The 25290-nt window shown below is 43.1% G+C and carries 20 protein-coding genes, 2 rRNA genes and 1 pseudogene; 17 read left to right on the forward strand and 6 right to left on the reverse strand.

Going from position 1 to position 25290, the window contains the following annotated elements; translation table 11 throughout:
* The first annotated feature begins 274 nt into the window (after positions 1-274).
* Both QNH10_RS09885 and QNH10_RS09890 read left to right on the forward strand, forming a co-directional pair.
* Positions 275-859 (forward strand): peptidylprolyl isomerase, encoded by a 585-nt coding sequence (locus QNH10_RS09885; protein ID WP_283734609.1) that lies wholly within the window; start codon positions 275-277, stop codon positions 857-859.
* A 41-nt stretch (positions 860-900) separates the two neighbouring features.
* Positions 901-1119: a hypothetical protein gene (locus QNH10_RS09890; protein ID WP_283734462.1), complete on the forward strand. Its 219-nt coding sequence runs from the start codon at positions 901-903 to the stop codon at positions 1117-1119.
* Positions 1120-1385: 266 nt separating this feature from the next.
* Here the strand turns inward: QNH10_RS09890 and QNH10_RS09895 are convergent, their stop codons facing one another.
* Positions 1386-2507 carry a MalY/PatB family protein gene (locus QNH10_RS09895; RefSeq protein WP_347178029.1) on the reverse strand — a complete coding sequence of 374 codons (1122 nt, stop codon included), beginning with the start codon at positions 2505-2507 and terminating at the stop codon, positions 1386-1388.
* A gap of 139 nt (positions 2508-2646) precedes the next feature.
* On the opposite strand from QNH10_RS09895, the gene QNH10_RS09900 reads away from it, so the two are divergent.
* From QNH10_RS09900 to yugI, 8 genes are all read left to right on the forward strand, one after another.
* The gene (locus QNH10_RS09900) at positions 2647-2907 is read left to right on the forward strand and encodes a DUF1871 family protein (protein ID WP_283734463.1); all 261 of its coding nucleotides are present in this window, start codon (positions 2647-2649) and stop codon (positions 2905-2907) included.
* Positions 2908-3121: 214 nt separating this feature from the next.
* Positions 3122-3565: an RNA polymerase sigma factor gene (locus QNH10_RS09905; RefSeq protein WP_347178030.1), complete on the forward strand. Its 444-nt coding sequence runs from the start codon at positions 3122-3124 to the stop codon at positions 3563-3565.
* The gene (locus QNH10_RS09910) at positions 3555-5738 is read left to right on the forward strand and encodes a hypothetical protein (RefSeq protein WP_283734464.1); all 2184 of its coding nucleotides are present in this window, start codon (positions 3555-3557) and stop codon (positions 5736-5738) included. Before QNH10_RS09905 ends, QNH10_RS09910 begins: the two co-directional genes overlap by 11 nt.
* Positions 5739-5813: 75 nt before the next feature.
* Positions 5814-6281, forward strand: coding sequence for an RNA polymerase sigma factor (locus QNH10_RS09915; RefSeq protein WP_283734465.1), 468 nt, complete (start codon positions 5814-5816; stop codon positions 6279-6281).
* Between the two features lie 11 nt (positions 6282-6292).
* Positions 6293-6691 (forward strand): hypothetical protein, encoded by a 399-nt coding sequence (locus QNH10_RS09920; protein ID WP_283734466.1) that lies wholly within the window; start codon positions 6293-6295, stop codon positions 6689-6691.
* Entirely contained in the window at positions 6622-7554 is a 933-nt protein-coding gene (locus QNH10_RS09925; RefSeq protein ID WP_283734467.1) for a hypothetical protein, read from the forward strand. Before QNH10_RS09920 ends, QNH10_RS09925 begins: the two co-directional genes overlap by 70 nt.
* Before the next feature lie 25 nt (positions 7555-7579).
* Positions 7580-9301, forward strand: coding sequence for a hypothetical protein (locus QNH10_RS09930; protein WP_283734468.1), 1722 nt, complete (start codon positions 7580-7582; stop codon positions 9299-9301).
* A 131-nt stretch (positions 9302-9432) separates the two neighbouring features.
* On the forward strand, positions 9433-9807 hold the full coding sequence (gene yugI / locus QNH10_RS09935) for a S1 domain-containing post-transcriptional regulator GSP13 (protein WP_283734469.1): 375 nt from the start codon (positions 9433-9435) through the stop codon (positions 9805-9807).
* A 66-nt stretch (positions 9808-9873) separates the two neighbouring features.
* Here yugI and QNH10_RS21130 read toward each other — a convergent pair whose 3' ends face one another.
* Together QNH10_RS21130 and QNH10_RS09940 are read right to left on the reverse strand one after the other, a co-directional pair.
* Entirely contained in the window at positions 9874-9975 is a 102-nt protein-coding gene (locus tag QNH10_RS21130) for a helix-turn-helix domain-containing protein (RefSeq protein WP_430541104.1), read from the reverse strand.
* A 32-nt stretch (positions 9976-10007) separates the two neighbouring features.
* Positions 10008-11186, reverse strand: a complete 1179-nt coding sequence (locus QNH10_RS09940; RefSeq protein WP_347178031.1) for an AAA-type ATPase lid domain-containing protein — start codon at positions 11184-11186, stop codon at positions 10008-10010.
* A gap of 140 nt (positions 11187-11326) precedes the next feature.
* Here QNH10_RS09940 and pruA point away from each other — a divergent pair, with 140 nt between their 5' ends.
* The 3 genes from pruA to QNH10_RS09955 all read left to right on the forward strand — a co-directional run bounded on the left by pruA (position 11327) and on the right by QNH10_RS09955 (position 15545).
* Positions 11327-12871, forward strand: a complete 1545-nt coding sequence (pruA, locus tag QNH10_RS09945; RefSeq protein ID WP_283734470.1) for an L-glutamate gamma-semialdehyde dehydrogenase — start codon at positions 11327-11329, stop codon at positions 12869-12871.
* A 153-nt stretch (positions 12872-13024) separates the two neighbouring features.
* Positions 13025-14218 (forward strand): ornithine--oxo-acid transaminase, encoded by a 1194-nt coding sequence (locus QNH10_RS09950; RefSeq protein ID WP_283734471.1) that lies wholly within the window; start codon positions 13025-13027, stop codon positions 14216-14218.
* Positions 14219-14300: 82 nt separating this feature from the next.
* On the forward strand, positions 14301-15545 hold the full coding sequence (locus tag QNH10_RS09955) for a Glu/Leu/Phe/Val family dehydrogenase (RefSeq protein ID WP_283734472.1): 1245 nt from the start codon (positions 14301-14303) through the stop codon (positions 15543-15545).
* 167 nt (positions 15546-15712) lie between these two features.
* On the opposite strand, the gene QNH10_RS09960 is transcribed toward QNH10_RS09955, so the two are convergent.
* The gene (locus QNH10_RS09960) at positions 15713-15955 is read right to left on the reverse strand and encodes a DUF378 domain-containing protein (protein WP_283734473.1); all 243 of its coding nucleotides are present in this window, start codon (positions 15953-15955) and stop codon (positions 15713-15715) included.
* A 166-nt stretch (positions 15956-16121) separates the two neighbouring features.
* On the opposite strand from QNH10_RS09960, the gene QNH10_RS09965 reads away from it, so the two are divergent.
* Complete coding sequence (locus tag QNH10_RS09965; protein WP_283734474.1) at positions 16122-17288, forward strand: iron-containing alcohol dehydrogenase; 1167 nt, start codon at positions 16122-16124, stop codon at positions 17286-17288.
* A 46-nt stretch (positions 17289-17334) separates the two neighbouring features.
* Here the strand turns inward: QNH10_RS09965 and QNH10_RS09970 are convergent.
* Positions 17335-18344 (reverse strand): annotated as a pseudogene (locus QNH10_RS09970) (cation diffusion facilitator family transporter).
* Between the two features lie 15 nt (positions 18345-18359).
* A complete protein-coding gene (locus QNH10_RS09975; RefSeq protein ID WP_283734475.1) occupies positions 18360-19082 on the reverse strand; it encodes an MgtC/SapB family protein in 723 nt (240 codons plus the stop codon).
* A gap of 116 nt (positions 19083-19198) precedes the next feature.
* On the opposite strand from QNH10_RS09975, the gene QNH10_RS09980 reads away from it, so the two are divergent.
* From QNH10_RS09980 to QNH10_RS09990, 3 genes are all read left to right on the forward strand, one after another.
* Positions 19199-20101 carry a DMT family transporter gene (locus QNH10_RS09980; protein WP_283734476.1) on the forward strand — a complete coding sequence of 301 codons (903 nt, stop codon included), beginning with the start codon at positions 19199-19201 and terminating at the stop codon, positions 20099-20101.
* 307 nt (positions 20102-20408) lie between these two features.
* A 16S ribosomal RNA gene (locus QNH10_RS09985) occupies positions 20409-21959 on the forward strand.
* A 354-nt stretch (positions 21960-22313) separates the two neighbouring features.
* Positions 22314-25242 (forward strand): 23S ribosomal RNA (locus QNH10_RS09990).
* Together the 16S and 23S rRNA genes form the textbook arrangement of a ribosomal RNA operon.
* The last annotated feature ends 48 nt before the right edge of the window (positions 25243-25290 follow it).

The following is a 25290-nucleotide window of genomic DNA, read 5'->3' on the forward strand; positions in this document are numbered from 1 at the left end:
CTAAGAAACCTGCTTTCTTTTATATACCGTGATGCTGGCAATTGCTTGATCGCTTTAGAAGGATGTGATTCCTTGTATAATTTTCTATTATAGAACATTTCGAGTGACGAAGGAAGTGGTGTGCTTATCAATCGAAAAAAAAATATGGATATGGTAAACTGTTTCAGGGTGAATGAAAATGAAAAAGATCACACTTGCTTTGCTTACAATCTTCTCGGCTCTCATGCTCGTTGCTTGTAATCAAAGCGATAAAGGTCAAGAGGAGGACACAATTATGTATCCACAATTATCTAATGAAGTTGCTGCAAACGAAGCACTTGTCGTTATGAATACGACTATGGGTCCAATCAAGATTAAGCTATTCCCTGAAAAAGCACCAAAAACAGTTGAGAATTTCTTGACACACGCTGAAAACGGTTATTATGACGGAATCATTTTCCACCGTGTTATTAAAGATTTCATGATCCAAGGTGGAGACCCGACTGGAACAGGAATGGGCGGGGAAAGCATCTACGGAAATTCATTCGAAGATGAATTCACGATGGACCTTTTCAATCTAAGAGGAGCTTTATCAATGGCTAATGCTGGTCCAAATACGAACGGCAGCCAATTCTTTATCGTACAAGCTTCCAATCCACCTGCGTCAGCCGCTCAATTGACACAAGGCGGATGGCCAGAAGAAATTGCTGAAGCGTATGAAAAAAATGGTGGTACACCTCATCTTGACCAAAAACATACAGTATTCGGCCAAGTGATTGAAGGTATGGACGTAGTTGACAAAATTGCCAATGCGGAAACTCGCGGAGACAAGCCTGTTGAAGAAATTTCAATCGAATCAATCGAAATCATCCAGAAATAATTAGACCGGGAATAATTAGATAAGTAAGGAAGTGTACGTAAATGAACGTTATATTAATGCCGTTCCTTTACTTTCCAGAAGATAAATCCGAGTATATTCCAGCAGCAATTTCCTTTGTCTTTTTCATGATTCTTCTTGCATTCACATTTATGTGGATCAAACGGACCTCGAAAAAACAGGAAGCGGAGACACGCGAACTGGAAGAACGCATCCTTCGCGAACGTCGCGAAGCAAAAGAACAGCAACAAGATAATCTTTAATTCTTGAAGGCATGATCCGATGTGGATCATGTCTTTTTTAATTGTGCTTGGAAACTTTCGCGCTCAAGAAATCATTTCTCGCGCTCAAGAATGTGGTTTGGCGCTCAAGAAATCGTTTCTCGCGCTCAAGAAAGCGGTTTGGCGTTCAAGAAAGAGGTTCGGCGCTCAAGAAAGTTGTTCTAACGCTCAACGAAGTGCCGCTTGAGCTCGAAAGACGTCATTCAAACAAAAAAAGACGGAATCCACAGGGGATCCGTCTTCATGTATTATTGCATTGCCTTAATAAATCTTTCAACGCCTTCCTTAACGATAGCAAGCGGAGTAGCGACGTTCATGCGTAGGAATCCACGGCCTGCTTCACCATACTTCGTGCCTGGTTCAAGTGCCAGTCTTCCTTTATTCAACAGCCTGTCCATCATTTCTTCTTCAGAAAGCCCAGTCCCACGATAATCGATCCATAATAAGTAAGTGGAATGTGGCTTTTGAATAGAAATCCCCGGAACAGCCGCAGGTAATGTATCAATGACATAATCCATATTAGTAGAAATAATTTCAAGCAGGTTCTCAAGCCATGGCTCACACTCTGTGTATGCGGACACCAGGGAGGATGCAGCAAATGCATTCAATTCCATTTGTCCATGAGCAAATGCATTTTGTTGCAATGCATTTCTTAACTCTTCTTCCTTCGTGATCATAATCGCAGCTTGTACACCCGCCAAGTTGAACGTTTTAGTCGGTGCTACACAAGTGATGACTTTGCCGCCTTCTTCTTCAGCAAGCTTTGCAAGCGGAATATGGTTAAATCCAGGAAGAACGATATCGGCATGGATTTCATCAGAAAGGATCAATACGTCATATTGTTTACATAGGCGAAGAATTGTACGCAACTCTTCCTCAGTCCAAATGACACCCGCAGGATTATGCGGATTACATAAGATGAACACTTTTACATCTTGCTGCAAGCTCTTCTCGAATGCTTCAAAGTCGATTGAGTAATTTCCATTATCCTCTCTCAGCTGGCATTCAACGATATTCCGACTTTGATGACCTGGAACATTGAAGAATGGCGGATAGACCGGTGTAGTGATTAAAATATTGTCGCCTACTTTCGTAAACGTTTCAATCACAGTCGCAATTGCAGGTACTACTCCGTGATGGAAAAGCATCCAGTCATTTTCTGTTTCCCATCCATGGCGGGAAGATAGCCAGGATCGTACTGCATCTTTACATTTGCTGCATATGTACGAGTAACCAAAAACACCGTGATCCAACCGCTCTTGCATCGCTGCGATAACTGGTTCGGTGCCTTGAAATCCATATCGGCAATCCACATAGGTAAAATATCTGAAGCATCTTCTACTCCATAAACAGCCTCCATATTTCCCCATTTTACGGATCGTGTTTGTTTGCGATCAATCACTTGTTCAAACTCTTTCATGAAAAAAACCCTCATTTCCTTTTTTCTTTTACATTACTATGCTATCATAAACGAAACAACAGAAAAAAATAAGTATAAGGTGAATTGTCGTGCAAACAATTGAAATGAATAAAAAAGCAATCACACTACTTGAAGAATGGGATCCTTTCAATGCTGGCAGAAAAGCGTATGAGCTTGAGATAGCCAATGTCCTAGTGGAATTAGAAGTGCTTGATCATCCTACTGATCTTGCGAAACGAATCCGCGATATTTATGAACATTCCTACGCAATTTGGATTCCGATTGAGAAATGCATGCAAATATCATATAAATTATTAGCCGTAAAATACGAGGCGAAATACATCGTCTGAACAGTGCCGAATCTACGAACTTGTAGATTCGGTTTTTTTATCTGAAACATTTAAGAGGTACCTATCGTATCATCATCAGAAGGGAATAGAGGGCGAGGGTGAGAAATGGATGAGGCGGATTTGATAACGAGCGCACAAAATGGGGATCGGGCTGCATTTGCGCAATTGATGGATATACATTATCGGACTGTCGAAATTCGCGTACCAATGTGGTGTGCGTATTGATGATATTCCGGATGTTACGCAGGAAGTGTTTATAAAACTTTACAGGTTCCTGCCACAGTTCAATCAACAACGTTTTACGACTTGGTTATATAAAATCACGTTAAATACAGCACGGGATTATTACCGTAAAGAGGGAAGGGAAACAGCGAAAGAGGAGCGGTTAAAAAGGGAAGGGAAGCAGACTGGTAATCAATCGGCCGAGCATCAGGTCCTCCTTTTTGAAGAAGACCGTGAATTGCATGAATCAATTCTCAGGCTTGATGAGAAATACAGGATTCCTCTTATCCTATTTTATTTCCAAGAATTATCTTACCAACAAATTGCAGACGTATTGAATTTAACCTTATCGACAGTAAAGACCCGGATATTCAGAGCGAAAGACGCCTTGAAAAAAGAAATGAGCTTGAATGGGGGTGTGCCGCATGGACAATGATCAGTTTGAAAAACGAATGGATTTTTTGAAAAAGTCATATGATCGTGTTCCTTCCTCTTTTGATCCGAATGAAGTTTTCAAGAAGATTGATGAAGAGAAGGTCCCGCAATCCAATAAGCAAAAATCCTCCAATGGCGGGTTTAGGCAGCATCTCACAATCTGGGCAATGGGCATCGCAAGCATATTCATTATAGGAATCATTGGAGCAGGATATGTATTAGATCAGAAACAGAAATCCGATGAGGAAGTTATCCAAACACCGGTTACGGATGAATATATCGAGAGTTTGTTAAAGCAATACGAAGAAGAACGTGAAAAACGCCGGGAAATGGTGAAGTTGGATGAAGTTTTCTTTAAGCATTATGCTAGCTTCGCAGATAGCACGATTAACTTATTGAAAAACGAAAGTTATCTTGAAATGGTAAGCGAAGGAACGGAAAAAACACCTCTTGAAGAGACTTATAATCGTGCAATAGAGGAATTGAAGTTACCTTCAGAAATGCTGAAGGATTTGAAAGCAAACAGCCTTAATAACGATGAACAGGGAAGCATCACCTTTTTGGGTGAGTATCGCAGAAAAATTCAGATGCTCATTGAAATCTATGATCAAATCCTAAAAGAGAATAAAGAAGCTATTGATGCATATGAAGTAGGACCACATGTCGATAAAGCCGAGATCATGTTATTAAGCACCAAAAGTTTCCCAGAGCAACTCCAAAATATTATCGGAACAATGCGGGATCAGTCGATTCGACTGCATACAGAGAAATATTCCGGGGAAATTAGGACCCGGCATAACAATTACTATTTTTATTATTCTGATTTAGCTTTCAATTTGCATCATCATACAGACGCTTATATTCAAATGATGGTTGAAGAGCCATATATGTATGGCCCGATACTTCAATATCCGCTTAATGAAATGGCATATAAGTTAGGAAGGATGGAACAAACACTCATAAATGTGGAACAGGACCACTCTTTATATCCTGTATTGGAATCGTATTACCTCACCATTTTCAATGACTTGGTGAAAGGCAGCGAATATACGAAAATCTTCGACGAAGATGGTATTCTTCTTCCGGATTATCAGGATGTTTGGCGCGGAATGGCGGCGACTGGTGATGTGAGTCCCCTAACCTATGTTATGCAACCAATCGTCAAAGAGATGGAGGCATCGGGTTGGAGGGAATCTGAGAGCTGGAATTCACTTTCGTACGATGCATTAAAAGATGCTATTACCCTGGCTCGTGAAGGTCAATTGGAGTATTACATGTATGGGGAAAGACCTGATTTCAAGAGTGAAACGATTCAATTCCCGAATGAGTCATTTTGGAATGAAGTTTATGCATTGTATGAGGACTTTAAGAAATCATATGACAAGTCTGTATTAAAAGGAGCATCGCCGATTCACGTGTTAGGGATTTTCGATTACGCAAACGAAATGGATGATCCGGAAACGATGTATCATTTGTATAGTGAAAGTGTAATGTATAGTAACTATGGAGAAATCGAACTCGATGACTATGTGCAAAATTGGCGCAAAGGGTTCTCCCACTTCCGAAACGCTACAGAAGTCAGGTTTGATCAAAATACTGTCTATCGCGAGGGTTTGAAATTTCGTAGCCATCTTTCCTTTACCGGCTCTGATAGGGAAGTGCAAATGATTTTTAATGAAGAAGGCATTTGGGAAGTGTACTCAGGGTTTATGGAAACCCTACCGTCCTATCAAATGAGCCCTGAAATTGGATTCAGGGATTTATTAAACTCCGGGGAGTATACACACAGATCAATAAACAATCCAAATTACGATATGAAGTATTTAAACGGAATAGGTGCATTGGATATGGTCGGTGCATATTTCTATGCGTTAAGTAGGGGTAACTATGAAGTTCAATACAAATTATTTTTCCAAGGAGAAGGGTCGGAAATAGTCGAGAAGGAAACTTACTTGGAAAATCCAGAAAAATATTCTCAATCCCCACCTTATGAAGATGGAATGTATGTAAAAGCTTCGTTCCAAGGTCTGGAACAAGACGAAAATGGGAACTGGCCAGGTGTTGCAACGCTTACAGTCGATACAGAGTTATACCCTAATCTTCCTTCAGAAATGAAACTCCATATGTTTTGGACGGAAGAAGGCTGGCGTGTGAAGTTCAATCCTTTTGAATAACTATGGAGACTAAAAAGACTGCCAATTACGGCAGTCTTTTTTCTGTCAATTTGGTATACTTAAGGGAGTTTTATTTTGCGAATGGAAGTAGGGATGGAATTGGAAGACTTAAAACATAGAATCTTACAAGGGAATCAAGATGCTTTCAGAGAGTGGATGGATGTATACATACGGCCGATTGAGCGTTTTTCGATTTCCTTTGGGGTTACTTTAAAAGAAGCAGGAGCAGTGACTGAAACTGTATTCAGGACCTTGTATCATAGCCTTGAAGATTTAACTGAGGATCAGTTAGACGAAAATGCTTTATTCAAAAGCGCATTGATAGAGTTAGAAGGCTTACAGATTGATGATTCAAAAGAGGGTTTATTCCCCTTTGAAGAAGACAATGAATTGCACAGCCATATAGTCAACTTGTCGCCGGAACTAAGGGTACCTCTTATCCTATTCAACTTTCACCATAAATCCATCCCGGAAATTGCTTCAATTCTGGACCAACCCGAGCAGCAAGTCGAACGTTCGATAAAGAGGCAAATCACTCATTAAATGAGTCAAACTTGGAAAAGAAACTGGAGTTCTTGAATAAATCCTATCATCGTCTGTTGCCTATCTACATAGAAGACAACATCTACAAACCAAAAAGTATAGAGCCCCCGTCTAACTCTGTTGTAGAAACGAAAACGAAGGTAATTAAAAGAAAGCCATTTCTTCTTTGGGGTACAGGTGTTGCCGTACTCATAGGGCTTTTATTCATTTCAGTCATAAGAAGTGATGCCTACCAATACTCAACTTCCGAAAAATTCATCGAGGAATTGAAAGCATCCTTTGAACAAAAGATCGACGACCGATACACCTTAATGGGGTTTAGAAACCAGCGGAAGATACCGTGTACCATGTTCTTGATCTATTTGGAGACGAGCCCCAAAGAGCGTTTGCTAGGCAAATTGGAAATCTGAATGAACAACTTGAAAAAGCGGGGAAAATCGATAAAAAGGCCGCCGAGCAGGATTATCAAAAGCTATTGGATGAATCAAGATTGCCTTCCGTAATGATTGAGGAGTTAAGAAACAATCCATTGACGGAAGATCGTGATCAAAGCCATGAATTTATGAAAGAACTTACGAGTAAAGTGGAACAGCTGTCGAGCTCCTATATGGAAGTCATATACAATAATTATGAAGATATTATTATGTCGGCTGACCTGAATGCAGATGGAGTGGTTGACAGAGACCTGTTTCTTGAGAAAATCGACGATTATCCAATTGAACTTCAAAACGCGATTAAGGGTATGGAAACTCAATTCTTTTTCTTAGGCGGCATTGAGGATGTAGTTTTGATCTACCCGCAGTTTGGCACACCTGAGACTTTAAAAAATCTTAATGAAAACTTGCATCCGGATATGGATGTTTACGTTTATTTGCTTTCTGGAGAAAGTTTGGGTGTTATGTATGGTAGTGGAACGATGGAAGAAAAAATTGACGCGCTTAATTATATTGAAAAGGAATTGCCGAAGACAACAGCAAATGATGCTTTAAAAGATGTTTTATATTCCCGGTACAGTTGGTTAGTCTATAGCATTTTAGGAATCTATCAATATCCCGGCATATACGATGCAAATAATTCGGTAAGACAGGAGTTCAGAGAGGGTTGGAAGTCTTTTGCATCAATGGATGAATCAAGTCCGTCTATGCAAGTTATGCAAGAAGTCGTAGGAGAATTGGAAAAAAACAATTGGAAATCAACTAATTATGATATTGAATCCCATATTACGATATTGTTGGGTGAGAAGGTGGAAGAAATCTGGTCCGTTAAGAAATGAGTGACATAGGGAGGTAGGGGGAGGGGTGGAAAACTTGAAAGATAAGGTGATACTTGGGGATAGTGAGGCATTTAAGGAATGGATGAACATAAAAATTCGTCCGATTGAACTTTTTGCAGTTCAGTATGGGGTTAGTCAAAAAGAAGCCGGATATGTAGCTGAATCTGTTTTTAAAGACTTATATCGGAATCTTGGAGAACTGACAACAGATCAGATACAGGAAAAGTATCTTTTTGAAAGTGCAATACAGAAGCTCAACGAAATTCAGTCGGATGAACAACAGGTAGGGCTGTTCCCGTTCGAGGAAGACAACAAGTTGCACCGCCGAATTATAGGCATACCATCAGAGCTTCGAATCCCTTTCATTCTGTCTAATTTCCATGGGAAGTCAACTGTTGAGATAGTGGATTTCGTAGGAAAGACAGACGAACAAGTGGAGTTAGCCATCAATGAAGCATTTAATTATCTATCAGAACCTAACTTGGAAAAGAAAATTGAGTTCTTGAATTTGTCCTATCAAAGACTCCCAGCAATGCATAATGAAATGAATATATTTTACTCGAATAATATAGAATCAACTTCCCTTGAAAACAAAATGACAGAGGACAAACCTAAAAGGAAAAGGCCCATGCTGTTATGGGGAATTGGGGTTAGTATATTGGCTATGATGCTGTTGGTTATGACAGTAACTAAAAGTGAAGCGTACCAACAGTCATCCTTGGAAAAGTTCATTGAAAAATCCACAAATGCTTTCAGCGAAGAGTTAGATCGGAATAAAAAATTGGCAGGTCTACCTACTTACGAAGTGATTAGGAGAGACGTATATTCGGAGGAGTATGGTGAAAATACAAGAAGGAAATTTGACTGGTTGATCGCTGACTTGAAGGATCAGTTTGACAGCACAGGCAAATTCGATAAAAGACACGTGGAAATCGAATTTGACATACTGATGCAGGAGCTCTTGATACCTTCTGAAATGGTGAAGAATTTATCTGAAAATCCCCTATTTAATGATCATGAGAAAAGTGAAGAGTTTATAGATGAGTATATCGTTAAAATGAGTTCTTTATTAAGATCCTATATGCATATAGGAACACAATATGAAATGTCCATTCTCGAGAGTGGAAGGAATGATGAGGGAGGATTTGATTGGGATACCTTGAATGCGAATATATCAGATCTTCCTGAAGAACTACAGCAAACGCTTAATGGCATGGAAGCGTTGGGCATTGTATTCAAGGGTGATTCGAGCGCTCCGGCGCGGGCGGGTTATATATATGTATATCCGGCAATTGGTAATTCGAATCTTTCCAAAACCCTTCAAGAAAATTTGCATCCAGACGTAGGCATTTATATTTCCATTTTAATGGCTGATATGGTTGATATCCATGAATGGACAGTTGAGGAGCAAGCTGATTTATTGTTGCAGCTTGAAAAGGGGTTGTTTCAAGCGGAAGGCCACGAGTTTCATTCGATGGTTTTTAATTCGTATACCTCAGTTATGTATATGATCATTGGAATGGGCGGGTACCTCGATATTTACGATACAACAGACTCTGTCAAAGAGGAATACAGGGAAGTATGGAAAAGTATTGCAGCGCACGGGGATGACTCGCCATCTGCTCAATTGATGAAAGAGATCATCGAGGAAATGGAGAACTCTGGATGGGCTGCTTCTACTCTAAATAAATACCAATATTTCACGTTAGAAAATGAGTTGAGAAAAAGGTTGCAGGAAGATAAATAAATAGGGTCAAGATACAGGAAAATATTCCAATTAACCGCCCGGTAATTTTGCTGTGAAAGGGCTATTTATGGTATAATAGCGGATGGCCGTATAGGCAGATTCGATACCAAAATGATTGGGAGCTGTTTCAAATGGGAAGAAATTATGAAGTGGGGGAAGAGTTGACTGGCAAAGTGACGGGCATACAGCCATATGGCGCATTCGTCGCACTTGATGACAAGACACAGGGTCTTGTTCATATTTCGGAAATCACATACGGATTCGTCCGGGATATCAATGATTATCTAACTGTAGGAGACGAAGTGGAAGTCAAAATACTGGAAGTCGATCAGGCTGCCGGTAAAATCAGTTTATCGATCCGTGCACTTCAAGAACCGCCAAGCAATTTCCAAAAACCCGAACGCCCCCGAAAATCGTTACAAGACAAAGTTAAAGAGCATGATTCAGAAGGTTTCAATTCACTTAAAGACAAACTGAAAGACTGGATTGATCGATCTGGGTATTAAAACAAAAGCGGAGGGCCGCCTGAAGCTTAGACGTAATATCCGCAAAAATGGGAGTAGGCAATTAGCCTATCTCCCATTTTTTAATTTCCTCAAACGGTATTGCAGATTTTGTCTGCTCATCCCAAGAGCCTGAGCTGTTTTAGTTATATTTTCATCGTGTATCTTCATTGCTTTAAGTAAATAATACTCCTCGGCTTCTTTTAAATACCGGTCGAGGGCATTAATTCCTTCTCCGGCTGAACGATAAAATCGGTTGCTTGTGTCGAGGTTTCAGTTAAACTATCGCTTTTCAACCGGAAGTGAAGAGGTAGCATATCATAAGTGATGACCGATTCCATAGTGGCAAGTGAGGAGACCTCATCAAGTAAAAATTCCAATTCACGCATATTCCCCGGCCAATCGTATTGAAGAAAGACCTGTTCAACTTCAGTTGTAATCCCTTCGAGGGAAGTGCCGTACCGTTCTTTCCGCCTCGCTAAATACGAATTTACGAACGGAAGGATGTCCATTTTCCTTTTCCGAAGAGGAGTAATTCGGATCGTAAACGAAGCAAAGAAATAATACAGTTCCTTCAATAAAGTCCCCTTCGCAATCAACTCTACAGGATCATCCCCAATACTTGCTATAAATTGACGCCCATGACGCTCCGAATCCTTTAAGAATGAAAATAGTTTCTGTTGAAGTGAAATGGATAATAAATCGATCCGCTCACAGAATAACGTGAATGGTTTTGACATATTCAGGTCCTCATCCAATCTGTCGATTATTGTGGCGTCTGATTGGTGACCGAAAAAAGTATAGTATGGGCCGTTAGAGTTGGTTGATTCATTATGGATGCTTTCGGCGATCAAATCTTTACCGGTTCCCGATTCTCCTACAAGAAGAACAGGTAAATTTGTAACGGCGGCCTTCCTCGCCGTTGAAATAACGGTTTTCATCTCATCTGAAGTAGCAATGATCTGACTGAAAGTCGCTGGTTCACTATTTTTGCGTAATGGATGAAGCACAAACTTCTCTAAGGCGGTGATATCCCTCGCAATTTCCACAGCACCTATAAGTTCACCTTCATGAAATACTGGATAGGTATCATTGATAGTTGTAATTTCAGTCCCTTTCCGATTCCAATACGTCTGTTTGACATTCAGTTGTTCTTGGCCACTTTGAAGCACTTTCAATAATGTACTCTCTTCTTGATCAAAATTGAATAATTCCAAAATTGAACGATCACCGACTTCTTCAAGTTCCAAGCCTTCTATTGCTTTCATTTTATCGTTATAAATGACGGTTCGGCCATTTCTGTCTATAGCATGGATTCCAACGCCAGCCCGATTGACCGCAAATTCGAATAAAGGAAAAAAAGTTTTTTCGTTTTTATTCATACCTATCACCGTCCATTACTATTTTTTCGTGAAATGAGTAAAAAAGCTTGAAAAATGCAACGATCTCTTGCATTATTATAGGTGTAATCATAGAATTAATGCAAATTTATTTTGCTACTTAATTATTGAGGAGGAGTAAAATGATTCCATACAAACACGAACCATTTACAGATTTCACAAACGAAGAAAACAAAAAAGCATATCTTGCAGCATTGAAGCATGTAGAAGGATACCTTGGCCAAGATTATCCATTGATCATTGGCGGCGAGCGTATTATGACTGAGGATAAACTCGTTTCGACAAACCCTGCTTGCAAAGAGGAAGTTATCGGTAGGGTTTCTAAAGCAAGCAGAGAGCTTGCCGAAAAGGCAATGAACGTAGCTGATAAAACATTTGAAACATGGAGAAAAGTGTCACCTGATTTCCGTGCTGACGTTCTTTTCAAAGCGGCTGCTATTATCCGTCGTCGCAAGCATGAGTTCTCAGCACTTTTGACGAAGGAAGCAGGTAAACCATGGAACGAAGCAGATGCTGATACAGCTGAAGCAATCGATTTCCTTGAGTTTTACGGACGTCAAATGTTGAAATTGAAAAACGGTATTCCAGTAGAAAGCCGTCCTGGTGAATTCAACCGTTTCGACTATATTCCATTGGGAGTTGGTGTTGTTATCTCTCCTTGGAACTTTGCACTTGCAATCATGGCGGGTACAACAGTTGCGGCATTGGTAACTGGTAATACAGTTTTATTGAAACCTGCATCTACAACTACTGTTATTGCGTATAAATTCATGGAAGTTCTTGAAGAAGCGGGTATGCCTGCAGGAGTTGTTAACTACATCCCAGGTTCAGGAGCTGAAGTGGGTGACTTCTTAGTTGATCATCCAAGAACTCGTTTTGTTTCATTTACTGGTTCAAAAGAAGTTGGAACACGTATTTACGAACGTGCTTCCAAAGTAAATGAAGGTCAAATCTGGTTGAAACGCGTAATCGCTGAAATGGGCGGTAAAGATACGATTGTAGTTGATAATGAAGCAGATCTTGAATTGGCGGCACAATCCATCGTTAAATCCGCATTTGGTTTTAGCGGACAAAAGTGTTCGGCATGCTCACGCGCTGTCATCCATGAAGATGTGTATGACCAAGTCGTTGCACGTGTTGAAGAGTTAACTAAAGGATTGACATACGGCGATCCAGCTGACCAATCCAACTTTACAGGGCCGGTTATCGATCAAAACTCATTCGATAAGATCATGAGCTATGTTGAAATCGGTAAACAAGAAGGTCGTCTAATCGCTGGTGGAGAAGGGGACAGCTCGAAAGGGTATTTTGTCGCTCCAACTGTATTTGTAGACGTAGATCCGAAAGCACGAATCATGCAAGAAGAAATCTTCGGACCTTTCGTTGCGATTGCAAAAGCGAAAGATTTCGATGAAGCAATCGAAATTGCGAACAACACGGATTATGGTTTGACTGGTGCTGTAATCACGAATAACCGCGCTCATATTGAACAAGCGCGTCAAGACTTCCATGTCGGAAACTTCTATTTCAACCGTGGTTGCACAGGCGCTATCGTAGGCTACCAACCATTCGGCGGATTCAATATGTCAGGAACGGATTCAAAAGCGGGCGGTCCTGATTACCTACAACTTCATATGCAAGGTAAAACAACGTCAGAGACATTTTAATCATCTTATTTAAAATAGGAGGCAGCGGTTAAGACCGAAGCGTCCCGGAAGGGGCAAATATATGCTCCTAACGCTTCGCTTTTACTCGCAAAAGCCGTTCTTCGTAACGGCTTTGGCTGCTTCCGTTCTACATAAAAAATGGGGGGGAACCATATGTCGATTTCAGAGAAAATCATTTCACAGACAAATAAATTCGGGGCCAATAACTATCATCCACTGCCGATTGTTATTTCTGAGGCTGAAGGGGTTTGGGTGAAGGATCCTGAGGGAAATAAATACATGGATATGCTATCAGCGTATTCCGCTGTAAACCAAGGACACCGTCATCCTAAAATCATTAAGGCATTGAAGGATCAAGCCGACAAAGTTACATTGACTTCTCGCGCATTCCACAATGACCAACTTGGCCCATGGTATGAAATGATCTGTAAACTATCCGGCAAGGATATGACGTTGCCGATGAACACGGGTGCGGAAGCAGTTGAAACTGCCATTAAAGCCGCTCGCCGCTGGGCTTATGATGTAAAAGGCGTTGAAGAAAACAAAGCTGAAATCATAGGATGTGAAGGCAACTTCCATGGCCGGACGATGACTGCGATTTCCCTCTCATCTGAAGCTGAATATAAACGAGGATTTGGCCCAATGTTACCAGGCATTCAATTGGTTCCTTTCGGTGATTTGAAATCATTGGAAGAAGCAATCACTCCGAACACAGCAGCTTTCATCATTGAACCAATCCAAGGGGAAGCCGGAATCCTTATTCCTCCTGCAGGGTATATGAAGGCAGCGTTCGACCTATGTAAAAAACATAACGTTCTTTTCATTGCTGACGAAATTCAAGCCGGCCTTTGTAGAACGGGTAAAATGTTTGCATGCGAGTGGGAAGGTATTGAGCCGGATATGTACATCCTTGGAAAAGCACTTGGTGGAGGGGTTTTCCCAATCTCTTGTGTAGTAGCGAATAAAGATATTTTAGGAGTTTTCAATCCGGGATCCCATGGCTCGACTTTCGGTGGAAACCCGATTGCATGTGCCGTTTCCATTGCTTCTTTGGAAGTGCTTCAGGATGAAAAACTTGCCGACAAATCTCTTGAACTTGGAGAATACTTTATTGACCAATTGAAAAAGATCAATAATCCTTCGATTAAAGATGTGCGTGGACGCGGTCTGTTCATCGGTGTGGAATTAACGGAAGAAGCTCGTCCTTACTGTGAAAAATTAAAAGAATTGGGATTGCTTTGCAAAGAAACACATGAAACTGTAATCCGTTTCGCTCCTCCTTTAATTATTAAAAAAGAAGAGCTTGACTGGGCATTGGAACAAATTAATAAAGTTTTTGCAAGTTAACAAATTGTACACACAAGTAACTATGTCTATGGTACAATATGTGCGGTGAATACATTATGAATCAAAGAGGCGAACTTTTACAATGACTGAAAACCTGAATCTATTTACGTCTACGCAAGTTGTCATCAAGGATGCATTAGACAAATTAGGCTATGATGAAGGAATGTACGATCTTCTTAAAGAACCTATTCGCATGGTAGAGGTTAGAATTCCAGTCCGTATGGACGATGGAAAAGTGAAAGTGTTCACGGGATTCCGTGGTCAACACAATGACGCTGTAGGACCAACAAAAGGCGGAGTTCGTTTTCATCCTGCAGTAAGTGCGGACGAAGTGCGTGCACTATCTATGTGGATGACATTGAAAGCTGGTATTGTCGATCTTCCATACGGCGGCGGTAAAGGTGGAATCATCTGTGACCCACGTGAAATGTCCATGGGTGAATTGGAACGCTTAAGCCGTGGATATGTACGTGCACTTAGCCAAGTAATGGGACCCAATAAGGATATTCCAGCGCCAGACGTTTTCACAAACGCTCAAATTATGGCTTGGATGATGGATGAATATAGCAGAATTGACGAGTTCAACTCACCAGGTTTCATCACTGGTAAACCGATTGTTCTCGGTGGTTCACAAGGACGCGATCGTGCAACTGCAGAAGGTGTAACAATTATTATCAACGAAGCTGCTAAAAAGCGCGGAATTGATATGAAAGGTGCACGTATTGTTATCCAAGGATTCGGGAATGCGGGAAGCTTCTTATCGAAGTTCCTACATGATGCTGGTGCAAAAGTAATCGGAATTTCCGATGCTTATGGCGCACTTCATGATCCAGAAGGATTGGATATCGATTATCTGTTGGACCGACGCGACAGTTTCGGAACAGTAACGACTCTTTTTGAAAATACAATCTCGAATACCGAATTGTTGGAATTGGATTGCGATATCCTTGTTCCAGCAGCTATCGAAAACCAAATTACTGAAAAGAATGCTCATAATATTAAAGCTACAATCGTTGTTGAAGCGGCAAACGGTCCGACAACATCTGAAGCTACGAAAATTCTTACTGACCGTGGAATCCTTCTTGTACCAGACGTTCTTGCAAGCGCAGGCGGCGTAACAGTTTCTTACTTTGAATGGGTACAAAACAATATGGGTTACTATTGGTCGGAAGAAGAAGTTCGCGAAAAAATGACTAAAAAAATGGTTGAGGCATTCCATAACGTTTATAACGTATCTTCAACAAGAAACATTGACATGCGACTTGCAGCTTATATGATCGGAATTCGTAAGACAGCGGAAGCGTCCCGTTTTAGAGGATGGGCATAACAAAAGCGGAGGGCGCTTGCACATCTGCGACAGGCATAAGGCGAAGATACGAAGTGGCGGTTTTTGCCACGCAGTATCTATGACTTATGACCCGAGCAGATAGCGCCCGGAGCTGGATGATAGATAGATTGTAAAAAAACATCTCCCGATTACTGGGAGATGTTTTTTTATACTTTCTCCGGCGCTGCAATAATCACTTTGTCATCAGTACGTTCCTTTAGATAGTCAAAGAGAACAGTTAATGAAATAAGTCCAGAGACCCCAACTGCCATATAAAAGAAGCGAGCGAGTGGTTTCGCATACCCATTCGCAAGTTGCGCTACTACATCAAAACTGAAGAGACCGACTACTCCCCAGTTAAGCGCCCCTATTATTGTGATCGCCAATGCTATTTTACGAACTTTATCCAAGCAAAGCACCTCCTACTTGTAGGATTCCCAATACGTGTTGTTCCAATACTTGCATCCCTGTTTTTATTCTTGGATAATGAATGGGGTAAAGAGCGAGCACTTATTGGCTATAAATGAGAACTAATTTTAGTTAAACGAGAACTTTTAAAACAAGGAGGCAATTTAGATGAAAGAATTTTCATTCCAAAATCCGACTAAGCTTGTTTTCGGTAAAAACTCAATTTCAAAGCTTGCAGAGGAACTATCAGCATACGGGAATAAAATCCTCGTCGTTTACGGTGGAGGAAGCATCAAACGAAACGGTCTTTATGATGAACTAATGCAAATCCTTAAAGATGAAAACAAAGAGGTTTTCGAATTTGCAGGTGTCGAGCCGAATCCACGTCTTTCAACGGCGAAAAGAGGGGCGGAAATTTGTAAAGAAAACGATATCGATTTCATCCTTGCTGTTGGCGGTGGGTCAGTTATTGATTGTACGAAGTTAATCGCGTCGGCTGCAAAGTACGATGGAGATCCATGGGATTTCGTAACTAAAAAAGCTTCTCCAAAAGAGGCAATTCCTTTCGGTACCATTTTAACGATTGCAGCAACCGGATCTGAAATGAATGCTGGTTCTGTTATTACGAATGAAGAAACCGAAGAAAAGTATGGATGGGGAGGACCTCTTAACTTTCCAAAGTTCTCAATCCTCGACCCTACGTATACATTATCCTTGCCGAAGGATCAGACTGTTTACGGAATCGTAGATATGATGTCACATATATTTGAACAATACTTCCACAATGCTTCGAATACGCCTCTTCAAGATGAGCTTTGCGAAGGGGCCTTACGGGCAATCATGGAAGCCGGAGAAAAGCTTGTTAATGATTTGCAGAACTATGAGCTACGCGAGACAATCCTTTTAGGCGGTACATGGGGATTGAACGGCTTCCTTGGAATGGGGAATGCTGGAGGAGATTGGGGTACGCACGATATCGAGCATGCAATTTCAGCTGTGTACGATATCCCGCACGCTGGTGGGCTGGCAATATTATTCCCACATTGGATGAAGCAAACACTACATCTCAATCCCGCTCGATACGCAAGACTATCAGTAAAAGTATTCGGTGTTAACCCTGAAGGCAAATCGGATGAGGAAATTGCAATTGAAGGGATCGATAAATTAAGAGCTTATTGGACATCCATCGGTGCACCCGAAAGATTGGCTGATTACGGAATAGATGGAACAAAAATTGATATTATGGCGAAAAAGGCAGCGGTCAATGGCCCTCTCGGAAGATACGCTCAATTGAGTGAAGAGGAAGTAAAAACTTTGCTTGAAGCTTCCTTATAATAGAAACAAAATAAAAAATAGAGGAGGAATCACATGATTCCATCCTCTATTTTTTGTATTCTGGCAGTTTCTTTCTCGTTTCATCCGACATCGTAGGCTCGTTAACTCCTTGCCATGTCTTAATACCATCGTCTTCATCAAATGAAATCAACGCTTCGCGCACGCCTTTTTGCTTCAAAACTAACTTCATAAGTCGATCTCTGACATCATCTATATAAGCCACGGTTTGTTTCGGATCGACTTCTGCAATCACTTCTACATGAAGGTATTCTCCTTCCTTTATTACTTCAACTTTTTGAATGTCCTTAATATCTGGGTCCTCCGCGATAATAAGAGCGATATGGTTTAACATTTCTTCATCTGTTTCCCCAATGGCGCCTCTTGCATTATCAAGAAATATTTTCCCAACAACATAAAACATCATGAGACCGATCAATATTGAAGCAATTCCTTCGGCTTGAAGAAATCCCGTGAAATGTGCGATTAAAACTGCCGTGAATGCCAATAAACCTCCAATTGTTGCAACCATATCTTCCATAAAGACCAATTTAGTGGCAGGTTTTGCTTTGTTAAGATGAGTAAAGCTGTGAACAAATGCTTTCAAACCTGAATAAGGCTGCCGGTCTCATGTGCAATCTCCTTTGAAGCCTTTATTAATACAAAAAACTCAAGTAATGTAGCTAACCCCAAGACGCCTAAATTAATGAAGAGACCAGTTGTTTCTACGGGGTTTAATACATGGTGCCATCCTTCCTTTACAGCCTCGTATGACATGATACCAACTACAATTACGGCACCTAAACAGACGAGATTGACAACCCTTCCGAACCCGTTCGGGAAATTTGGGGTTGGTGCCTTCTTCGAAAGGGCGGAACCGATGTATACAAAAAACTGGTTCGCGGCGTCGCCAAGGGAGTGCAATGTTTCTGCAAACATGGCAACATTTCCAGTTAGTACGTAGGCTACTGCTTTAAGTATTGCTATACCTGTATTAACGATAGCTGCTAAAAGTGAGGGTTTATTGCCATCCTTTAGTAAACGTAAAATATCTTTCATAACTATTAGCCTCCATTAAGGAAAGATTTCTATTTCGACTGATTCAATATAAGGTAGTTCAGTCAATTCGATGTATAATTGTGTAGTTTCCTTTTTCGGCAGTGCATCCAGACGAAAATCCACTTCATGTACTGAAGGTTTATCGTCAAAGTGTACTTGGCGGATTCTCAAATTTTCCACTTTCATATTTTCTGAATTTAAAATTCCAATTAACTCATTAATTTTGTCTTTATCTGAGATGACGACTATACATGCAGCCTCCTTCGAACGAATTCTTTTTGGACCAAACCTGTCAAGAACCGGTGCGATGACTTCGATGACGAAGAGAATGCTTAATACTGCAAACGTCGCTTCAATATAGAACCCCGCACCGACTGCAATTCCGATACTGGCGGCGCCCCAAATCATCGCGGCTGTCGTCAAGCCGGTTATGTTGTCGTTATCTCTCCTTAAAATGGCGCCTGCACCAAGGAAACCGATCCCACTTACGATTTGTGCGGCAAGTCGAAGGGGGTCCATCGTAACATTAATATCATTCCTTGCCGGAACGAGGTAAGCTGCTTCTATTGAAACAATAGTCAGTAGGCAACTGAAGGTGGAGATGACTGCACTTGTCTTCAAACCAATTGGCTTTTTCTTAATTTCCCTCTCTACACCGATGATTAAACTTAATCCCAATGCAATTCCGATTTTAATTAATACCTCGGGGTACATCGAATTATTGATAATCCACTCCATTGGCTTTCCCCCCACTATCATCATCCTTAATAAGATGTGCTATACTCTTTATATTGTCTTTAGCCTTAAAGGGTACCAAATTAACATGTATCTCGATTGAAAGAGAAGTGTGCATCATGGAAAAACCTAAAATTCATCCGTATATCCCAATCATCGTGGGTGTAATATCAGTGGCGCTCTCGGCGATATTTGTAAAACTAACGACCGCTGATGCTGGAGTCATCGCTTTTTATCGTATGTTTTTCACAGTTCTTTTAATGCTCCCGTTATTCTTAGTTAAATATAGGAAGGAAGTTCTTCTATTAACGAAGAAGGACTGGATCTTTTTGGCGGTTGCCGGGATTTTTCTGGCCTTTCACTTCATCTTATGGTTTGAATCACTGAATTACACCTCGGTAGCAAGTTCAACTGTACTTGTAACATTGCAACCGATCTTTGCTTTTGTCGGTACATATTTCTTCTTTAAAGAGAAACTTTCGTTTAAAACAATATTGTCGGCTGTAATTGCAATAGCGGGAAGCGTCATTATCAGTTGGAGTGATTTCCAATTAAGCGGAACAGCTTTCTTCGGAGATATGCTTGCATTGGCTGCTTGTGCATTAATTACTGCATACTTACTATTTGGCCAAGAAGTTCGTAAGCGACTATCTTTAATTACATATACGTTTCTTCTATATTCAATCAGTACAGTTACACTCTTTTTTTATGTGCTTATCAAGGGAGAGTCATTCGGTCCTTACCCTGCGTCGAATTGGTTCTGGTTCTTCCTCCTTGCGCTTATTCCAAATCTATTAGGTCATTCACTTTTCAATTGGGCAGTTAAGTGGGTCAGTACGAATGTGATTTCCATTGCCATTCTTTTTGAACCAGTAGGTGCATCGGTTCTTGCGTTCTACATTCTTCACGAGAAACTTTCTGTAGCGCAAATAACAGGCGGAATCGTTGTCATAGCGGGCATTCTCTTGTTTATTGTTGATATAAAAAAGCTTCGTGCAAAATTATTTTTAAAAAAGACTTGATTTCTTGATTCGAAATGTTGTATATTAGTACTTGTCCTTGAGAGACAAAAACAACTTCGGAAACGAAGTAAGTAATTTCGAGAAAAAGAAATGAAAAAAGTTGTTGACTTGATAGAGACGATATGTTAAGATAATAAAGTCGCCGCAAAAAGACGGCGTACAATGAACCTTGAAAACTGAACAGCAAAACGTCAACAAATAAAGTTCTGGAGCCGACCCTGTCGGTGAAAAGAACAAAACGAATCTTCGGATTCGAAATTGACATCTTAAATGATGCCAGCAAGAATTGAGCAAATCAATTTCTTCTATTATGGAGAGTTTGATCCTGGCTCAGGACGAACGCTGGCGGCGTGCCTAATACATGCAAGTCGAGCGAATTGATGGGAGCTTGCTCCCTGATATTAGCGGCGGACGGGTGAGTAACACGTGGGCAACCTGCCCTGCAGATGGGGATAACTCCGGGAAACCGGGGCTAATACCGAATAATCGGTTCTTCCGCATGGAAGAACTCTGAAAGACGGTTTCGGCTGTCACTGCAGGATGGGCCCGCGGCGCATTAGCTTGTTGGTGGGGTAATGGCCTACCAAGGCGACGATGCGTAGCCGACCTGAGAGGGTGATCGGCCACACTGGGACTGAGACGCGGCCCAGACTCCTACGGGAGGCAGCAGTAGGGAATCTTCCACAATGGACGAAAGTCTGATGGAGCAACGCCGCGTGAGCGAAGAAGGTTTTCGGATCGTAAAGCTCTGTTGCGAGGGAAGAACAAGTACGGGAGTAACTGCCCGTACCTTGACGGTACCTGGTTAGAAAGCCACGGCTAACTACGTGCCAGCAGCCGCGGTAATACGTAGGTGGCAAGCGTTGTCCGGAATTATTGGGCGTAAAGCGCGCGCAGACGGTCCTTTAAGTCTGATGTGAAAGCCCACGGCTCAACCGTGGAGGGTCATTGGAAACTGGAGGACTTGAGTACAGAAGAGGAAAGTGGAATTCCACGTGTAGCGGTGAAATGCGTAGAGATGTGGAGGAACACCAGTGGCGAAGGCGACTTTCTGGTCTGTAACTGACGTTGAGGCGCGAAAGCGTGGGGAGCAACAGGATTAGATACCCTGGTAGTCCACGCCGTAAACGATGAGTGCTAAGTGTTAGGGGGTTTCCGCCCCTTAGTGCTGCAGCTAACGCATTAAGCACTCCGCCTGGGGAGTACGGCCGCAAGGCTGAAACTCAAAGGAATTGACGGGGACCCGCACAAGCGGTGGAGCATGTGGTTTAATTCGAAGCAACGCGAAGAACCTTACCAGGTCTTGACATCCCGCTGACCGGCATGGAGACATGTCTTTCCCTTCGGGGACAGCGGTGACAGGTGGTGCATGGTTGTCGTCAGCTCGTGTCGTGAGATGTTGGGTTAAGTCCCGCAACGAGCGCAACCCTTGATCTTAGTTGCCAGCATTCAGTTGGGCACTCTAAGGTGACTGCCGGTGACAAACCGGAGGAAGGTGGGGATGACGTCAAATCATCATGCCCCTTATGACCTGGGCTACACACGTGCTACAATGGACGATACAAAGGGCTGCGAACCCGCGAGGGGGAGCCAATCCCATAAAATCGTTCCCAGTTCGGATTGCAGGCTGCAACTCGCCTGCATGAAGCCGGAATCGCTAGTAATCGTGGATCAGCATGCCACGGTGAATACGTTCCCGGGTCTTGTACACACCGCCCGTCACACCACGAGAGTTTGTAACACCCGAAGTCGGTGGGGTAACCCTTACGGGAGCCAGCCGCCGAAGGTGGGACAGATGATTGGGGTGAAGTCGTAACAAGGTAGCCGTATCGGAAGGTGCGGCTGGATCACCTCCTTTCTAAGGATAATTACGGAATATGAATCTTGGGTTCATACGTTGACGTTTTGCGTTCGGTTTTGAAGGTTCATCTTCTATGATGACTTTCAAAACTTGTTCTTTGAAAACTGGATAAAACGACATTGAAGCAACAAAACATCAAGTAATCAACCGAGTCGATCACTTTTGTGATTGATTTATACTTTTTTAACGATTATTAGTGCATATCGCTATGCATTGGTAGTCACCCGAGGATTTCGAGAAGCAAGCAGGACGAGGAAGCGACCGAACGAGGACCGGAGCGTGCTTAGGCACGTGAGGACCGGAGTGAAGGAGCTGACAAAGTAATGCGCAGCTTATCGAAAGCCGTATAAAGGTTAAGTTAGAAAGGGCGCACGGCGGATGCCTTGGCACTAGAAGCCTAAGAAGGACGGCACTAACACCGATATGCTTCGGGGAGCTGTAAGTAAGCTGTGATCCGAAGATTTCCGAATGGGGAAACCCACTGCCTTTAATGGGGCAGTACGTTTACGTGAATACATAGCGTAAACGAGGCACACCCGGAGAACTGAAACATCTAAGTACCCGGAGGAAGAGAAAGAAAAATCGATTCCCTTAGTAGCGGCGAGCGAAACGGGAAGAGCCCAAACCAGGAAGCTTGCTTCCTGGGGTTGTAGGACACTCTATACGGAGTTACAAAGGGATGGATTAGACGAAGCGACCTGGAAAGGTCCGCCATAGCGGGTAAAAGCCCCGTAGTCGAAAGTCCATCCTCTCCAGAGTGGATCCTGAGTACGGCGGAACACGTGAAATTCCGTCGGAATCCGGGAGGACCATCTCCCAAGGCTAAATACTCTCTAGTGACCGATAGTGAACCAGTACCGTGAGGGAAAGGTGAAAAGCACCCCGGAAGGGGAGTGAAATAGATCCTGAAACCGTGTGCCTACAAGTTGTCAGAGCCCGTTAATGGGTGATGGCGTGCCTTTTGTAGAATGAACCGGCGAGTTACGATTCCATGCAAGGTTAAGCAGAGAATGCGGAGCCGCAGCGAAAGCGAGTCTGAATAGGGCGAATGAGTATGGGGTCGTAGACCCGAAACCAGGTGATCTACCCATGTCCAGGGTGAAGGTAAGGTAACACTTACTGGAGGCCCGAACCCACGTACGTTGAAAAGTGCGGGGATGAGGTGTGGGTAGCGGTGAAATTCCAATCGAACCTGGAGATAGCTGGTTCTCTCCGAAATAGCTTTAGGGCTAGCCTCAAACAAAGAATCTCGGAGGTAGAGCACTGTTTGGACTAGGGGCCCATCCCGGGTTACCGAATTCAGACAAACTCCGAATGCCGATGATTTATGTTTGGGAGTCAGACTGCGGGTGATAAGATCCGTAGTCGAGAGGGAAACAGCCCAGACCGCCAGTTAAGGTCCCCAAGTATCCGTTAAGTGGAAAAGGATGTGGCGCTGCCCAGACAACCAGGATGTTGGCTTAGAAGCAGCCACCATTTAAAGAGTGCGTAATAGCTCACTGGTCGAGTGGCGCTGCGCCGAAAATGTACCGGGGCTAAACGGATCACCGAAACTGCGGATTGACATCTTTGATGTCAGTGGTAGGAGAGCGTTCCAAGGGCGTTGAAGCTAGACCGTAAGGACTGGTGGAGCGCTTGGAAGTGAGAATGCCGGTATGAGTAGCGAAAGAAGGGTGAGAATCCCTTCCACCGAATGCCTAAGGTTTCCTGAGGAAGGCTCGTCCGCTCAGGGTTAGTCGGGACCTAAGTCGAGGCCGAAAGGCGTAGACGATGGATAACAGGTTGATATTCCTGTACCACCTCCCCGCCGTTATCAGCAATGGGGGACGCAGAAGGATAGGGTGAGCGCGCTGTTGGTCATGCGCGTCTAAGCAGTGAGGTGTGGAACGAGGCAAATCCCGTTCCTATAACATTGAGCTGTGATAGCGAGGGGAATTATCCCCGGAGTCCCTGATTTCACACTGCCAAGAAAAGCCTCTAGCGAGGCGGGAGGTGCCCGTACCGCAAACCGACACAGGTAGGCGAGGAGAGAATCCTAAGGTGATCGAGAGAACTCTCGTTAAGGAACTCGGCAAAATGACCCCGTAACTTCGGGAGAAGGGGTGCTCTGGTAGGGTGTTAAAGCCCGAGAGAGCCGCAGTGAATAGGCCCAGGCGACTGTTTAGCAAAAACACAGGTCTCTGCAAAACCGTAAGGTGACGTATAGGGGCTGACGCCTGCCCGGTGCTGGAAGGTTAAGAGGAGAGGTCAGCGCAAGCGAAGCTTTGAATTGAAGCCCCAGTAAACGGCGGCCGTAACTATAACGGTCCTAAGGTAGCGAAATTCCTTGTCGGGTAAGTTCCGACCCGCACGAAAGGCGTAACGATCTGGGCACTGTCTCAACGAGAGACTCGGTGAAATTATAATATGCGTGAAGATGCGCATTACCCGCGACAGGACGGAAAGACCCCGTGGAGCTTTACTGTAGCCTGATATTGAATTCCGGTGCAGCCTGTACAGGATAGGTAGGAGCCTTGGAATCCGGAGCGCCAGCTTCGGAGGAGGCAATGGTGGGATACTACCCTGGCTGTATTGGACTTCTAACCCTTGCCCGTGATCCGGCAGGAGACAGTGTCAGGTGGGCAGTTTGACTGGGGCGGTCGCCTCCTAAAGTGTAACGGAGGCGCCCAAAGGTTCCCTCAGAATGGTTGGACATCATTCGTAGAGTGCAAAGGCATAAGGGAGCTTGACTGCGAGACCTACAAGTCGAGCAGGGTCGAAGACGGGCTTAGTGATCCGGTGGTTCCGCATGGAAGGGCCATCGCTCAACGGATAAAAGCTACCCCGGGGATAACAGGCTTATCTCCCCCAAGAGTCCACATCGACGGGGAGGTTTGGCACCTCGATGTCGGCTCATCGCATCCTGGGGCTGTAGTCGGTCCCAAGGGTTGGGCTGTTCGCCCATTAAAGCGGTACGCGAGCTGGGTTCAGAACGTCGTGAGACAGTTCGGTCCCTATCCGTCGCGGGCGCAGGAAATTTGAGAGGAGCTGTCCTTAGTACGAGAGGACCGGGATGGACACACCGCTGGTGTACCAGTTGTCTTGCCAAAGGCATCGCTGGGTAGCTATGTGTGGACGGGATAAATGCTGAAAGCATCTAAGCATGAAGCCCCCCTCAAGATGAGATTTCCCATTACATTTGTAAGTAAGATCCCTCAAAGATGATGAGGTGGATAGGTCCGGGTGGAAGCGTGGCGACACGTGCAGCTGACGGATACTAATCGATCGAGGACTTAACCTTAAGTTATAAAGTATGGTTGAACTTGAAGTAGCAACAATGTCTCTTTTA

The sequence above is a fragment of the Sporosarcina thermotolerans genome, assembly GCF_030067815.1.
Taxonomy (GTDB): Bacteria; Bacillota; Bacilli; order Bacillales_A; family Planococcaceae; genus Sporosarcina; species Sporosarcina thermotolerans.

Bases quoted from the DNA above. Each gene is read 5' to 3' on its own strand.
- QNH10_RS09885 (WP_283734609.1), top strand. From the start codon at position 275: ATGTATCCACAATTATCTAATGAAGTTGCTGCAAACGAAGCACTTGTC.
- QNH10_RS09890 (WP_283734462.1), top strand. From the start codon at position 901: ATGAACGTTATATTAATGCCGTTCCTTTACTTTCCAGAAGATAAATCC.
- QNH10_RS09895 (WP_347178029.1), bottom strand. From the start codon at position 2,507: ATGGGGAAATATGGAGGCTGTTTATGGAGTAGAAGATGCTTCAGATAT.
- QNH10_RS09910 (WP_283734464.1), top strand. From the start codon at position 3,555: ATGGACAATGATCAGTTTGAAAAACGAATGGATTTTTTGAAAAAGTCA.
- yugI (WP_283734469.1), top strand. From the start codon at position 9,433: ATGGGAAGAAATTATGAAGTGGGGGAAGAGTTGACTGGCAAAGTGACG.
- QNH10_RS21130 (WP_430541104.1), bottom strand. From the start codon at position 9,975: ATGAAGATACACGATGAAAATATAACTAAAACAGCTCAGGCTCTTGGG.
- QNH10_RS09940 (WP_347178031.1), bottom strand. From the start codon at position 11,186: ATGAATAAAAACGAAAAAACTTTTTTTCCTTTATTCGAATTTGCGGTC.
- pruA (WP_283734470.1), top strand. From the start codon at position 11,327: ATGATTCCATACAAACACGAACCATTTACAGATTTCACAAACGAAGAA.
- QNH10_RS09950 (WP_283734471.1), top strand. From the start codon at position 13,025: ATGTCGATTTCAGAGAAAATCATTTCACAGACAAATAAATTCGGGGCC.
- QNH10_RS09955 (WP_283734472.1), top strand. From the start codon at position 14,301: ATGACTGAAAACCTGAATCTATTTACGTCTACGCAAGTTGTCATCAAG.
- QNH10_RS09965 (WP_283734474.1), top strand. From the start codon at position 16,122: ATGAAAGAATTTTCATTCCAAAATCCGACTAAGCTTGTTTTCGGTAAA.
- QNH10_RS09975 (WP_283734475.1), bottom strand. From the start codon at position 19,082: ATGGAGTGGATTATCAATAATTCGATGTACCCCGAGGTATTAATTAAA.
- QNH10_RS09980 (WP_283734476.1), top strand. From the start codon at position 19,199: ATGGAAAAACCTAAAATTCATCCGTATATCCCAATCATCGTGGGTGTA.